Below are 13,061 nucleotides of genomic sequence, written 5' to 3'. Positions count from 1 at the left end.
ATAGCTCCTCGCTCCCTACGGTCACTCGTCGCTACCCGCGCTCACTACGTTCGCGCGGGTGAACCGCTCGGTCGCTGCGCTCCCTCACGGATACTCGACCGCGCTTTTGCGTGGGCGCCGGGGTTCTGGAGAGAATCCCATGCTGCTGACAATATCCATGCTACTGAGGGTGTATCAGTGCCGAAATTTCGTAGTATAAACCATAAGTAGTAATCCAGCATCCGCGAGGGAGCGAAGCGACCGAGCGGTTCACCGGACGCGACCGAAGGGAGCGTCCGGCCTTTTTCATCGACGTTTTTCGAGGAGTGGGTTGCCGGCTTCGCCGGCAACCGATAACGTGGCGGCGAAGCCGCCACGCGGTTCCCGCAGCGCGCCTCCGGCGCGCGAGGAAACCCGACGAAGAAAAAGGTCGTTGGGAAGAGTTTTTGACCCGGTTGCCCGTACGGCCGGGCATGACCGACTACACCGTCGAGTTCGTCGGGACCGGTGAGGAGATCACCGTCTCCGACAAGGATACCATCCTCAAGCGCTGCATTGAGGAGGGTATCGCCCAGGAGTACTCCTGCCGCGTGGGGATGTGTCTGGCGTGCTCGGCGAAGATCGAGGAGGGCGAGGTGACCCAGCCGGCGGCCCGCGGGCTGACCGAAGAGGAGGCCGAGAAGTACGCGCTGACGTGCATGGCGCGCCCGCAGTCCGACCTGAAGCTCGACCGCGGGAAGTACCCGCCGAGCATCGAGGACGACGCCGACGTGGAGGCGTCGGGCGGCGACGACACAGCGGCGGCGGACGACTGATTACGCGCCGGGGTAGCTCCACGGCGAGGTCTCTTCGACGGCGCGAGCGACGCCGAGGAGCTGCGGCTCCGAGAACGTCTCGCCGACGAGCTGCATCCCGACGGGCAGACCCTCCGCGGTGTCGGCGGGGACGTTGACCACGGGGTGGCCGGTCATGTTGAACAGCCACGAGAGCATCCACGCGGTCGGCATCCCGCCGGTGGGCTCGCCGTCGATCTCGGCGGGGAAGTCCGCCTGCAGGCCGAGCGGGAGGGTGGCAAGCGTCGGGCAGACGAGGGCATCGTACCCCTCGAGGGCGTCTTCGACGGCGTGGTAGAGGTCGGTCCGGGGGAAGTCGGCGCGGGCGTACTCGGCGATGTCGTGGCTGTCGCCCATCGAGACGAGCGTCTGGAGGTCCGTCGGCACCTCCTCGGCGTGGTCGTCGAGGAGGTCCACGCCCAGCGACTGCTCGATCTCGGCGACGGCGGTCGAGAAGAACGTCGTGACCGCGACGCTGTAGGCGTGGGTCAGGTCGCCCTTCGACGGCGTCTCGAGGGTGACCTCGTCGACGGTGGCGCCGGCGGCCTCGAGGTCGTCGAGCGTGGACCGGACGGCCTCGCGGACCTCGGGCTCGACGGCGAAGACGTCGAGGTCCGGCGAGTACGCCAACGACAGGTCCTCGGGGTCCAGCGGGTCGGCGGCCGCGGCGGCGTAGTCGGCCTGCTTCGGGACGCTGAAGGGGTCGACGCGGTGGCGGCCGGCGAGGACGTCGAGCATCAGTCCGAGGCTCTCGACGTCGCGGGCCATCGGCCCCAGGACGCCGACGGGGGTGTGGCCGCGGAAGCCGTTCACCTGGTTGCCCCGGGGGACGAGGCCCATCGTCGGCTTCACCGAGGCGACGCCGCAGCAGGACGCGGGGTTCCGCAGCGAGCCGCCGACGTCCGAGCCGGTCGCCAGCGCGCAGAGGCCGTCGGCGAGCGCGCCGGCCGACCCGCCGGAGGAGCCGCCGGCGTTGCGCTCGGGGTCGAACGGCGTCCCGGTCGGCCCCTGGAGCATGTTGTCCGTCACGGGCGTGTGACCGAGTTCGGGGGTGTTGGTGGTCCCGACGACGACGGCGCCGGCGTCCTCGAGGCGTCGGATGGTGACGCTGGTCTCCTCGGCGACGTTGTCGGTGAGCGGCTTCAGGCCCATCGTGTGCCGGACGCCCGCCTTCGTCTCCGAGAGGTCCTTCATCGCCAGCGGGACGCCGGCCAGCGGGAGGTCCTCGCCCGCTTCGACCTGCTCTCGGACTTCGCGGGCCCGTTCGCGCGCGTCCTCGTCGAGGACCGTGACGTAGGCGTTCGTCACCTCGTTCCGTTCGTGGATGTGGTCGACGAAGTCGTCGACGACGTCGACTGGGTCCAGTTCTCCCGAGCGGACGTCCTCGGCGATCTCGACCGCGGACCGGAAGTAGAGACTCATGCACCCGTATCTCACCCGCCGGTGAACTAAGCGTTGTGACGGGTCGGCCGAATCTGGGTGTTCCCTCGAAGAGCTCCCCGTAGATCTTCCGCTCGGCGCTCCGGAGGTACGTCGTGAACGTCGGCTGGGAGAGCGGAACTCGCCGACGGTCTGCAGCGGGCGCTCGCGACCGCGTTTCGCGACCAGCCGGGCGCCGTCGTACCTCGTCCGGAACATCTCGACGAACTCGCGGACGTCGGTCCGGCGTGGCCGCCGGGTCGCTGGCGACTGAAATCTCCGTCATCGTTCCGGGTAGAGGCCCAGCTGACGGATATGGATTCTATCTGAATAGCGAGCCGCCGCCGGAGCGGCGGGCTATCTATATAGAGTCGGGCAGCGGGCGGTGACGAGGGCGTCAGTACTTGGGGTCCGCGCCGGTCAGGTCGTAGACGTCGTCCATCAGGTCGTCGCGGCGGGCCCGCCAGTCCTGGAACTCGTCGGGCGTCGTCGGGTAGTCGTCGTAGACCGACTTGAGGTCCGTCGCGAGCTCGTTGAGCTTCTTCAGCTCGAACAGCGTCCCCCAGTGACCGAACGTCTTGACGGCGGTCTTGATCTTCAGCGGCCAGTTCATCGAGGCGGTCCCCTCCAGGGCGAGGGCGTCGGCGAGCTGCTGGCCGGGCATCGCCGAGACGATGTCGACCAGGTCGTCGACGTCGTAGTTCGACCCCCAGATATTGTAGAGGTCCATCGCGGCGAAGCGCTTCCCGAAGTCCGTCTGGACGCGCCGGTTGTACTCCCAGAGGGCGTCCTCCTGGACGGTGCCGTCCGCGATGGCGTCCATGGCGGCCTCGGCCGCCCACGTGCCGGCCTTCGCGGCGCCGGGGATGCCGCCGCCGGTACAGGGGTTGACGTGGCCCGCGGCGTCGCCGACGGCCATGTAGCCGGGGGCGACCGCGGAGTCGTAGGGCCGGCGGGTCGGCAGCGCGGCGCCGAGCTTGTCCTTGACCGTCGCGCCCTGGAACTCCTCGCGGTTCCGGAGGTCCTTCTTCAGCTCCTCGACGAGCTTCATCGGCGGCTTGTTCATCTGGAAGCCGAGGCCGACGTTGATCTCCGTCGGCGTCCGCGGGAAGTACCACAGGTAGCCGAGTTCGGCGGTCGGTTTGAAGACGATCGCGTTGTGCCAGTCGACGGGCTCCTCGACCTCGATGACCTCGCGGTAGGCCGAGCAGAACTGCTGGTAGTTGACGTTCGTGTCGAAGGTCGCGTCGCCGAAGTCGCCCTTGTCCTGCAGCAGCGACAGTGCGCCGGCGGCGTCGATGACGACGTCGGCCTCGTACTCCCGGACGGAGCCCTTCGAGGTGGCCGTCACGCCGGTCACCGCCCCGTTCTGGACGACGTCGCGGACGACGGTGTCGTAGTGGATCTCGGCGCCGAGGCGGTCGGCCTCCTCGAGCAGCACCTCGCCGTAGCGCTTTCGGTCGACGATGGCGCCGTTGCCGCCCCGGAAGCCGATGTCGAGGTCGTTGCCCGTCTTCGGGTTCTCGAAGCGCGCGAGCGTGATCCCCTGGTTGGTGAAGGACTCCTCCTTGAGATAGTCCAGATCGATGACGTCGGGGAACGTGCTCGTCCCCTTGATGGCGTCGCCGCAGGCGATGCGGCCCCCCTCTTCCTCGGTCTTGCGCTCGAGGACGGCCACGTCCAGGCCCTCCTTGGCGGCCCTCGCCGCGGCGAAACAGCCCGCCGTTCCGCCCCCGACGACGACGATGTCGTACGTTTCCGCGGTCATGTTCGGGCGTATACACGGTGTAGCATAAATAACCCTCACTTGCGTCTACGCCCGCCGGTATCGCGACCGGACGGCGGGACCGACGGCCAGCAGGAACTCGGCGGCCAGCAGGGCCACGAGCAGGCCGAACGCGGCCGTCCAGCCGGAGACGTCGGCCAGCGCGCCGACGACGACGCTGCCGGTCGCCCCCAGCAGCATGTAGACGGTCCGGACCAGGCCGAACCCCGCGGCGCGCTCGCCCTCCCCCAGGTGGTCGATGAACCGCGACTGGACGGGCGCGCCCCACGACATGGCGACGCCGACCAGCGGGATGGCGGCGAGGACGACCAGCCCCGACCCGACGACCAGCGCGCCGAACCCGACGACGCCGGCGCCGAACGCCGTCGCCGCGGTGGCGTCCCGCCCCAGCCGGTCGGAGATGCCGCCGAGGACCGGCTGGGTGGCGCCGTGGACGACGAAGTACGCCGAGAACAGCGCGCTCGCCCGCGCGGCCGAGTGGCCGTGGTGCTCGATGAGGAACGCCGGCAGGAACGACGCAGTCGCCTGCCAGCAGAACGCCCCGCCGACGGCCATCAGGGTCGTGTAGCGGATTTGCGGCCGGGAGAGCAGCTCGCGGAGCGGTTCGAGTTCGAACCGCGAGCGCATCGAGACGTCGGGCCGCGACGGCCGGGTCGCGCCGATCTGCCACCGGAAGAGGAGGAACGTCGGGACGGCGACGGCGGCGCCGAGCAGCATCGCGGCCCGCCAGCCGTACCGCGCGCCGACGGCCGCGGCCGCGACCGGCGCGAGCAGGCCGGCGACGGGACCGCCGGCGACGTGGACGCCGATGGCGCGGCCGACCTGCTCGAAGTGCTTCGCGATGAACGACGTGGCGACGCTGTAGTGGAGGCCGGCACCGGAGCCCAGCAGGACGACCGTGAGCGCGAAGACGGGGAAGTTCGGCGACACCGTCAGCAGGAGGCTGGCGACGGCCGTCACGCCGACGGCCGCGAGGACGACGCGCCGCTCGCCGACGCGGTCCGCCAGGACGCCGGAGGGGAACTGCGAGAGCGCGTAGGCGGCCCACATCCCTGACAGCGCCAGCCCGACGGCGCCCTTGGAGACGCCGAAGTCCGCGGTGATGGCCGGGACCACCGGACTGATAGCCAGTCTGGCGACCATCGTCGCGGCGAACGCGAGCGTACACAGCGTCAGGACGACGTAGCGGTACTGCAAGCACGCGAGCGTACCCGAGCCGCCGGCAACATCCTTTGGGTAGCGGCACGCCCGTGTCGCGGAACCGCCACGAGAGCCCGGAACGGTCGCGGCGGCCCTCGCCGCCGCCCCAACCGTTTTCGAGCCCACGGGACAACCTCCGGGCATGTCGAACCAGGAGCGCCGCAGCGCGCCGGAGCGGAACGGGATGCCTGTACTGGGACTGGGAACGTGGGAGAACGACGACGCCGAGCAGTGCGCGGAGTCGGTCCGGACGGCCCTCGAGGCGGGCTACCGGCACGTCGACACCGCCCAGATCTACGGCAACGAGGACGCCGTCGGCGACGGCATCGCCGCGGCGGACGTCGACCGCGAGGACGTCTTCCTCGCGACGAAGGTCTGGATCGACGAGCTCTCCCACGACGACGTGATCGAGTCGACCGAGGAGAGCCTCGACCGCCTCGGCACCGACTATCTCGACCTCCTGTACGTCCACTGGCCGGCCCGCGAGTACGAGGCCGAGGAGACCCTCGGCGCCCTCGAGGAGCTGAAGGAGGACGGCAAGATCGACCGGATCGGCGTCTCGAACTTCGAGCCGGAGCACCTCGAGACGGCCCAGGACGCCATCGACGCACCCATCTTCGCGAACCAGGTGGAGATGCACCCGCTGCTCCAGCAGCGCGAGCTCCGCGAGTACTGCGCGGACACCGATATCGAACTCGTCGCCTACTCGCCGCTCGCGCGGGGGGACGTCTTCGACGTGGACGTCATCTCCGAGATCGCCGACGCCCACGACGCCAGCGCGGCGCAGGTCAGCCTCGCGTGGCTCCGCGAGAAGGGCGTCACCGCCATCCCGAAGGCGACCGGCGAGGACCACATCCGGGACAACTGGGAGTCGCTGGGGGCCTCGCTGTCCGACGAGGAGGTCGAGCGCATCGACGACATCGACCGGACCGAGCGGCAGGTCCACCCCGACTTCGCCCCCGACGCCTGGTAGGGGACCCGGTGTCGGCGGGTACGCATCGTGAGGTCGCCGGAACCTATTTTTGGACCCGACGGATGGGTCAGGGTATGTCCGAGGGCGGGATCGTCGAAGGGGTCAGGATAGACGTCGTGCGGCTCCACGAGACGTGGATGGAACTCGTCTTCCCGCGACAGCGGACCGCGGTCCACCAGGTACTCGGGAAGTGGAAACCCCGGACCAGCGGCGACCGAATCAAGTACCGGGCGTGGGCGGCGCTCGGCGCTCCGATCGTCGCCCTGCTGTACCCGCTGTTGCTCGTCGGCTTCGCCGTCCGGTTCAACGCGAAGCGCTTCGACAGCGCCTCGACGCGGCTCGGCGTCGTCGGCGTCCTCCTGCTGACGACGCTGCTGTGGGGGGGCCTCACCGCCCTGGCGCACGTCCGCCTGGAGTTCGACGGCTTCCTCGCCGTCGGCGCGGCCAGCGCGGTCGCCGTCCTCTCGGCGGGACTGGCGGCGCTGTTCTCCCGGGTCGGCGGCCGCGGAACGACGGTCCTGTTCGCCTACCCGTTCGCGATGAACGCCGTCTTCCTGCCGCCGGTCGTCGCGGCGCTGTACGACCCCTCGCTGAGCGGCGTCCTCGAGCGCAGCGAGACGCTCGCGATCTTCCTGCTCGACAACGTCCTGTCCGTGTACGGCATCGAGGCGTACCTCCGCTCGAACTTCAGTCTCGAGGGCATCGCGGTCGTCCTCATGTGGGTCGGCATCGCCACCCCGCTGGGCTGGTTCCTCGGCCTCGTGGTCACGCTGGCCGACGCGGTCCGCCCTCGCGCGGCGGGCGGGGCCGAGGAGTCCGTCGAAGCGGCGGACTGAGGTGACGTTCCGGGCGTAGATGCGCGACTCGAGTTCGTATTCCACGTCGAGCAGCGCGGTCGGTTCTCGAGGCCGACGGGGCTCCGCGAGCGCAGGCGGTCGATCGAAGAGAAGTGAGTGAACTGACTATTCTCGACGCCGCGCCAGGAGCGCACCGGCGAGCAGCGCGACCAGGGCGACCACCGGCTCGAAGCCGGGCGCGTCGGCTTGCGAACCGTCGTCGTCGTCGGTGTCCTGTGTATCGGCGTCGGCGGTCGTCTCGTCTTCGGTCTCGTCGGTCTGTTGCTGGTCATCGGCAGAGTCGGTCGGCTCGTCAGTGGACGTCGAATTCTCGTCGGATTCGCCGTCGTCACCGTCAGCGGCGGAACACCCGCAGTCCGACGAATCCTTCGAGTCGGTCGGCGTGTCCGTCTTCCCGTCCTTCTCGCCGTCGTCGTCGGACGGGGTCTGCGTCGGCGTCGACTTGTCGCCGTTGTCGTCGGATGGATCGGAGTCCTCCCCCGAGTCGCCGGTATCGTCCGTACCGTCGGAGTCGTCGCCGGTATCGTCCGTGCCGTCCTGGGAATCGTCCTCGGAGCCGTCGGAATCGTCCGAATCGTCCCCGGTTCCGCCGGAGTCGTCGGTCTCGGTTCCCGTCGCGTAAGTGCCGTTACGGTCGACGGACGTCTCGACGGTCCCGTCGGAGACCGCGAGGTCCTCTTCGACGGTCTCCCACCCGGTGCCGTCGTGCCGCCAGAGGTCGACCGTCTCGTCGTCGGCGTCGACGCCGAGTTCGAGTTGGACCGGGCCGTCGACGGGGCCAGAGACGTTCAGACCGTCGCCCGTCGCGGTCGCGTCCTCGCGCGGCGGCAGGTCGTCGCGGTCGACCGGTTCGAGACGGACCGACTCCTCGTCGAAAGCGGTCGTGGCTGACTGGCCCACCTGGAGGCCGGTGGCGGTGACCAGCGGGGACTTGCTCTCTTCGGGGTTCGCGTTCACCTCGTGGCCGTCGTTGTTCCGGACCGTGACGTCGACGAGCCGGACGGGGTCGTGGACGTCGTTCGCGACGTGGATCCCGTCGCCGCCGTTGTCGGTGACGGTCGTGTTCTCGACGTAGCCCCAGACGGGGAACCCGTACGGCGGGAAGTACAGTCCGTGGCCGCCGTTGCCGCTGACCGTCGAGTCGCTGAGGTTCAGTTGGCTGCTGTGCAGGATCTTGGCTCCCGCCTCGTCGTTGTCGACGAGGCGGGAGGACTCGAGTCCGTAGTTACCCCCGTCTTCGCCGACGATCCCGACGCCGTTCTCGCGGACCGTCACGTCAGTCCCGCTCGTCCCGGCCATCATCGAGTACATCCCGCGGTCGTTGTTCTCGACGGTGACGTTCTCCAGTCGTTCGGCGCCGCCCTGGTGGTGGTGGAGTCCGTCGCCGTTGTCGCGGACGACGGCATCCTCCAGTTCGTAGTCGCCGCCGGCGTAGAGGCCGGTACTCCAGCCGGCGATCTCGACGTTCCGGACGACCAGGCCGCTGTTGTCGCCGTCCGAGTGGAGGTCGATGCCGGTACCGTTCTGGTCGGCGCCGGGGCCCTGCAGGACGTGGCCGTTCCCGTCGATGGTGACGTCGTCGGCCCGGATCTCGATACAGCTGTCCGTCTGATCGGTCTCGACGTCCTCGGTGAGTTCGTACTCGCCGGACTCGTCGACGACCGTACAGTCGTCTATCTCGGTCGGCGACTCCGCCTGGGCGGCCGCGGTCGACGCGAACGCGCCGAACGCGACGAGGCTACAGGCGCCGACGGCGACCAGGGTCACCAGTAAGCGATTCATGGGCGCCTCCCTGGTCGGAGATACGCTCTGGAGGGCTGCGCTGTCGTGGGTCCTGTCACTGAGGCGGTCATGGTTGGTGTGGCTCCCTGGTCCGTGATACACGAGACATCAATTAATGGAGGGAGACGGTTCACGAAACGGGCGGGTGGTAAGCCCGGGATTCGGGGTAAGGCGAGAGTCGGAGGTGGCGAAGGGACGTGGTCAGTAGGTGGTTCGTAAACCCATCCGATAGGAATCGAGACGGCCGGTTTCTCGAACTACCTGGAAACTACGGAGTTCGATCAAAGTGAACCGAAGCGGGTCAGAGCGCACGAAGGCGACCGTGCGGAGAAGATGCGCGAACGGCCGCCAGCCTAGAGTGTGTAATCGTGTTCGCCGTCCTCGGTCTCGAGGAAGCCGACGAGCAGGTCGATCACGGCGGCGACGTCCGCCTCGTGGACGCTCTCGGTCGGCGTGTGGAGGTAGCGTGTCGGCACGGAGATTGCCCCCGCGGGGGTCGCCCCGGAGGTGCGCTGCAGGCCGCCGGTGTCGGTGCCGCCGGCCGGCAGGACCTCCAGCTGGTGGGCGATCTCGCGGTCCTCGGCGAGCGACCGCAGCCGCCGGTGGACCTTGTGGTTCGTGATGACGCTGGAGTCCTTCAGCTTGATGCCGGCGCCCTCGCCGAGTTCCGTCACGCGCTCGCCGGCGTCGAAGCCGGGGACGTCGTTGGCGACGGTGGTGTCGAGGGCGAGGACGAGGTCCGGGTCGAGGTCGACGCCGAGGGCCTCGGCTCCGCGGAGCCCGACCTCCTCCTGGGTGGTCGCGGCGAGGTGGACCGTCGCGGCCGGGTCCTCGAGCCGACGGGCGGCCTCCAGCATCGCGAAGACCGACACGCGGTTGTCCAGCGACTTGCCGGTGACGAACTCGCCGACGCGCTCGGTGGTCTGGTCCATCGTGACGAGGTCGCCGACGGCGACTCGCTCGGCGGCGTCTTCGCCGTCCAGCCCGAGGTCGACGTGGACGTCCTCGACCTGCTGCTGTTTCTCCCGTTCCTCCTCGGAGAGCGTGTGCGGCGGGACGGAGCCGATGAGCCCGGGGACGTCGCCGTCGTCGGTGTGGACGGTGACGCGCTGGGCGCGGAGGATGCGCGGGTCCCACCCGCCGAGGGCGTCGAGTTCGAGGAAGCCCTCGTCGGTCACGTTCCGGACCATGAAGCCGATCTCGTCCATGTGCGCCGGGACGGCGACCTCGAAGTCGGGGGTCTCGCTCCCCTCGATGGTGCCCACGAGGTTGCCCATCGCGTCCGAGCGGACGCGGTCGACGTGGGGTTCGAGTTCCTCGCGGACGAGTTCGCGGACCCGGTCCTCGTAGCCGGGGACGCCGCGGGCTTCGGTGAGGGAGACGAGCAGGTCGTGGTCGAACGGTGGCATACACGCTGTGGGTGGTCGAGCGGGATAAACGGCAAGATTTCCTCGTTCAGAAGAATGGCTCGCTCTCGGGGACGACGACCGTCCGGAGGTCGGCGCCCTCCGAGAGGGAGACCGGGTCGTCGGCGGCGACCGTCGCCTCGGTGCGGCCGTCGGCGAGGAGTTCGACGGGCGTCTCGTCGCGCTCCACGGAGAGCGTCACGTCGTCGAGCGGGAGCACCCAGCGGTCTGCGTGGGTCGCGAAGGGTGCGATGGGCACGACCGCGACCACGTCGGTCTCCGGGGCGACCAACGGGCCGTCGGCCGCGCGGTTGTACCCGGCGCTGCCGGCCGGCGTCGAGGCGACGACGCCGTCGGCGCGGAACCGGGCGACCGCCTCCCCGCCAGAGCGGACCGCGAACTCGGAGATGCGGGCCGGCTCCGCGGCCACGAGGGCGACGTCGAACAGCGCCCCCGCGCCGGCGACCGCCGACCCGTCGGCCGCCTCCTCGACGGTCACGACGGGGTGGCGGGTCGTGTCGAACTCGCCGTCGAGGACGCGCCGCACGGCCGCTTCGGCGTCGTCGCGGGCGACCGAACCGACGCCGTCGGCGCCGCCGACCGGGAGGACCGGCGCGTCGACCCCGCGGCGGGCGACGTCCACCAGCGACGCCTCCCCGCCGGCGACGACCAGCGCCACCTCGTCGAACGCCCCGTCCACCGCGGTCCCGCCGCCGGCCTCGACGGCGGCCGCCAGCTCCGCGTCCCCGACGACGCCCACGCGCTGTCCGCTCATCTGGCCGAGGCAAGGGACCGGGAGGTCAAAAAGGCGCCCATCGCGGGCCGGTGGGGTCGGCGAACCGCCTCGCCGGACTCGGCCGACCGCCCCGCCACGGGAGGGTTTTTACCTTCCCGCGGCGAGCCACATGATATGCGCAGCGTACTCGACGAGTGGCGGCCGGTGGTCGACGAGACCATCGAATCGATGCTGCCGCGGGCGGTCGACGACGCGTACCTCACCGACTACTTCGGCGAGGCGAGCTACGCGTACGACCCCACCGCCATCCAGCGGGCGCTGGCCGACCCCATCTGGGAGCTGCTGGACCGCGGCGGCAAGCGCTGGCGGGCCGTGCTGTTCCTGCTGTTCGTCGACGCCTTCGGCGAGGACCCCGAGGAGTACCTGGAGTACGCCGTCATCCCCGAGGTCCTCCACAACGGCACCATCATCGTCGACGACGTCGAGGACGGCGCGACCCACCGCCGCGGCGGCCCCGCACTCCACCACGTCCACGGCACCGACGTCGCGCTCAACGCCGGCAACGCGATGTACTTCCTGCCGCTGAAGATCATCACCCGCGACCCCGGCGACCTCCCGGCGGACGTCAGACTCGACGCCTACGAGATGCTGATGCACGAGCTGAACCGGACGCACCTCGGCCAGGGGATGGACATCTGCTGGCACAACGAGAAGGAGATCACCATCTCCGAGGACGAGTACCTGGAGATGTGCGCCTGCAAGACCGGCTGTCTCGGCCGCATCGTCGCCCGGCTGGCCGCCATCGTCACGGAGACCCGCGAGTACGAGACGCCGGCGGCCGACTACGCCGAGGACATGGCCGTCGCCTTCCAGATCGCCGACGACGTCCTCGACGTCGAGTACGCCCTCGAGGAGGGCGGCGATTTCGGGAAGGGCGTCGGCAACGACGTCCGCGAGGGGAAGAAGACGCTGATGGCCATCCACGCGGCCGAGCACGCGCCCCCGGAGCGGGCGGCCCGACTCGAGGACCTGCTCTGGACCGAGGAGAACACCGACGAGGAGGTCGTCGAGGCAATCGAGATCCTCGAGGACGCCGGCAGCGTCGAGTACGCCCGCGGCGTGGCCGAAGACCTCTCCGAACGCTCGAAGACGCACCTCGAGTCCATGGAGCTCGAACCCGGCCCCGAAGAGAAGCTCGTCGGGTTCTCGGAGTTCGTCGTCGATCGGCAGGTCTGACCGAGCGAGCCGGCGTCTCGTCCCGCCGAAGGTGACCCCCGGTTCTCCGGTGTCCCCACGACGGTATCGGGACTGTCCGGCGCCGCCGGCGAACCCGTTTCTCGCGCCCCGTCGTCGGGAAATCGACGGGGTCGCCCCGGTCTCCGCCGCGGGAGCCCCGATTTGGAAACACATTAATGGGCCCCGGACAGACGCTACAGGTATGGACTCATCGGTGACGCTGTTCGGCCCGGTGGACACCCTCCTGGAGCCGGTGTTGATCTACGTGCTCCTGGTGCTCGTGGTCGTCAACATCGCCAGCCGGGCCTTCGAGTACCGACAGATCACCAACCAGGTCGAGGAGGGCGAGGACGACGAGCGGGTCAGCCGGAACCCGATCCGGGTGGGGACGAGCTTCCTGCTCGTCATCGCGTCCTTCTACTTCATGACCGTCGACCGCCACACCGGGATGATCTTCTCGCTGTTCGCGGTCGGGCTGTTCCTCTCGGACTTCTTCGAGTTCGAGGCCCGCCGGGTCGAGGCCCGCCAGGGCTGGGCCATCGAGCGGCCGTGGGGCTCCATCGGTGGCTCGATGCTCATCCTCGCGTACGCCGTCTACCAGATCCTCGCGAACTTCTTCCCCTTCTGGAACGCCATCATCTGATCGCCGCCGCGTTCCACTCGCCTGCTTCTCGCCGACGCCCACCGCGCGTTCGGCGTCATTCGGTCCATTCCTCGTCCGAGCCACTCCTCGTGGATAGTATCTCGTGAGCCCCGCACGCGACGGCAGAGTGCGATACCCCGTCGTCGATTCGTATCTACGTCTTTTGGCCAACCGGAGACGCGAGCAGTGTCCTGTCCGGAGAACCGGCGAG

General features: G+C 69.5%; 11 protein-coding genes. 5 read left to right on the top strand and 6 right to left on the bottom strand.

What is annotated here, in order from left to right; translation table 11 throughout:
- Nucleotides 1-452 precede the first annotated feature (452 nt).
- Nucleotides 453-794 (top strand): 2Fe-2S iron-sulfur cluster-binding protein, encoded by a 342-nt coding sequence (locus HWV07_RS05485; RefSeq protein ID WP_178333330.1) that lies wholly within the window; start codon nucleotides 453-455, stop codon nucleotides 792-794.
- On the opposite strand, the gene HWV07_RS05480 is transcribed toward HWV07_RS05485, so the two are convergent.
- The 3 genes from HWV07_RS05480 to HWV07_RS05470 form a co-directional block, all read right to left on the bottom strand.
- On the bottom strand, nucleotides 795-2,234 hold the full coding sequence (locus tag HWV07_RS05480; protein WP_246279838.1) for an amidase: 1,440 nt from the start codon (nucleotides 2,232-2,234) through the stop codon (nucleotides 795-797).
- A gap of 394 nt (nucleotides 2,235-2,628) precedes the next feature.
- Nucleotides 2,629-3,999 carry a geranylgeranyl reductase family protein gene (locus tag HWV07_RS05475; RefSeq protein ID WP_178333328.1) on the bottom strand — a complete coding sequence of 457 codons (1,371 nt, stop codon included), beginning with the start codon at nucleotides 3,997-3,999 and terminating at the stop codon, nucleotides 2,629-2,631.
- Nucleotides 4,000-4,044: 45 nt separating this feature from the next.
- Nucleotides 4,045-5,160, bottom strand: a complete 1,116-nt coding sequence (locus HWV07_RS05470) for an MFS transporter (protein ID WP_425487800.1) — start codon at nucleotides 5,158-5,160, stop codon at nucleotides 4,045-4,047.
- 241 nt (nucleotides 5,161-5,401) lie between these two features.
- On the opposite strand from HWV07_RS05470, the gene HWV07_RS05465 reads away from it, so the two are divergent.
- Together HWV07_RS05465 and HWV07_RS05460 are read left to right on the top strand one after the other, a co-directional pair.
- The gene (locus HWV07_RS05465; RefSeq protein WP_178335999.1) at nucleotides 5,402-6,190 is read left to right on the top strand and encodes an aldo/keto reductase; all 789 of its coding nucleotides are present in this window, start codon (nucleotides 5,402-5,404) and stop codon (nucleotides 6,188-6,190) included.
- A 74-nt stretch (nucleotides 6,191-6,264) separates the two neighbouring features.
- Nucleotides 6,265-7,026, top strand: coding sequence for a hypothetical protein (locus HWV07_RS05460; RefSeq protein ID WP_178333326.1), 762 nt, complete (start codon nucleotides 6,265-6,267; stop codon nucleotides 7,024-7,026).
- A 126-nt stretch (nucleotides 7,027-7,152) separates the two neighbouring features.
- Here the strand turns inward: HWV07_RS05460 and HWV07_RS05455 are convergent, their stop codons facing one another.
- From HWV07_RS05455 to HWV07_RS05445, 3 genes are all read right to left on the bottom strand, one after another.
- Complete coding sequence (locus HWV07_RS05455) at nucleotides 7,153-8,829, bottom strand: right-handed parallel beta-helix repeat-containing protein (protein WP_178335998.1); 1,677 nt, start codon at nucleotides 8,827-8,829, stop codon at nucleotides 7,153-7,155.
- 353 nt (nucleotides 8,830-9,182) lie between these two features.
- Nucleotides 9,183-10,238 (bottom strand): M42 family metallopeptidase, encoded by a 1,056-nt coding sequence (locus HWV07_RS05450; RefSeq protein ID WP_178333325.1) that lies wholly within the window; start codon nucleotides 10,236-10,238, stop codon nucleotides 9,183-9,185.
- A gap of 46 nt (nucleotides 10,239-10,284) precedes the next feature.
- On the bottom strand, nucleotides 10,285-11,010 hold the full coding sequence (locus HWV07_RS05445) for an NAD(+)/NADH kinase (protein ID WP_178333324.1): 726 nt from the start codon (nucleotides 11,008-11,010) through the stop codon (nucleotides 10,285-10,287).
- Between the two features lie 135 nt (nucleotides 11,011-11,145).
- Here HWV07_RS05445 and HWV07_RS05440 point away from each other — a divergent pair, with 135 nt between their 5' ends.
- Nucleotides 11,146-12,207 (top strand): polyprenyl synthetase family protein, encoded by a 1,062-nt coding sequence (locus HWV07_RS05440; protein WP_178333323.1) that lies wholly within the window; start codon nucleotides 11,146-11,148, stop codon nucleotides 12,205-12,207.
- 202 nt (nucleotides 12,208-12,409) lie between these two features.
- Nucleotides 12,410-12,850 (top strand): DUF7313 family protein, encoded by a 441-nt coding sequence (locus tag HWV07_RS05435; protein ID WP_178333322.1) that lies wholly within the window; start codon nucleotides 12,410-12,412, stop codon nucleotides 12,848-12,850.
- Nucleotides 12,851-13,061: the final 211 nt, after the last annotated feature.

The organism is Natronomonas salina, from assembly GCF_013391105.1.
Taxonomy (GTDB): Archaea; Halobacteriota; Halobacteria; order Halobacteriales; family Haloarculaceae; genus Natronomonas; species Natronomonas salina.
Note: the sequence above shows the minus strand (reverse complement) of the source record. Positions and strands in the feature narration are given on the sequence as shown.

Excerpts from the sequence above, each read along its gene's own strand:
- HWV07_RS05485 (WP_178333330.1), top strand. The coding sequence starts at position 453 with ATGACCGACTACACCGTCGAGTTCGTCGGGACCGGTGAGGAGATCACC.
- HWV07_RS05480 (WP_246279838.1), bottom strand. The coding sequence starts at position 2,234 with ATGAGTCTCTACTTCCGGTCCGCGGTCGAGATCGCCGAGGACGTCCGC.
- HWV07_RS05475 (WP_178333328.1), bottom strand. The coding sequence starts at position 3,999 with ATGACCGCGGAAACGTACGACATCGTCGTCGTCGGGGGCGGAACGGCG.
- HWV07_RS05470 (WP_425487800.1), bottom strand. The coding sequence starts at position 5,160 with ATGGTCGCCAGACTGGCTATCAGTCCGGTGGTCCCGGCCATCACCGCG.
- HWV07_RS05465 (WP_178335999.1), top strand. The coding sequence starts at position 5,402 with ATGCCTGTACTGGGACTGGGAACGTGGGAGAACGACGACGCCGAGCAG.
- HWV07_RS05460 (WP_178333326.1), top strand. The coding sequence starts at position 6,265 with ATGTCCGAGGGCGGGATCGTCGAAGGGGTCAGGATAGACGTCGTGCGG.
- HWV07_RS05455 (WP_178335998.1), bottom strand. The coding sequence starts at position 8,829 with ATGAATCGCTTACTGGTGACCCTGGTCGCCGTCGGCGCCTGTAGCCTC.
- HWV07_RS05450 (WP_178333325.1), bottom strand. The coding sequence starts at position 10,238 with ATGCCACCGTTCGACCACGACCTGCTCGTCTCCCTCACCGAAGCCCGC.
- HWV07_RS05445 (WP_178333324.1), bottom strand. The coding sequence starts at position 11,010 with ATGAGCGGACAGCGCGTGGGCGTCGTCGGGGACGCGGAGCTGGCGGCC.
- HWV07_RS05440 (WP_178333323.1), top strand. The coding sequence starts at position 11,146 with ATGCGCAGCGTACTCGACGAGTGGCGGCCGGTGGTCGACGAGACCATC.
- HWV07_RS05435 (WP_178333322.1), top strand. The coding sequence starts at position 12,410 with ATGGACTCATCGGTGACGCTGTTCGGCCCGGTGGACACCCTCCTGGAG.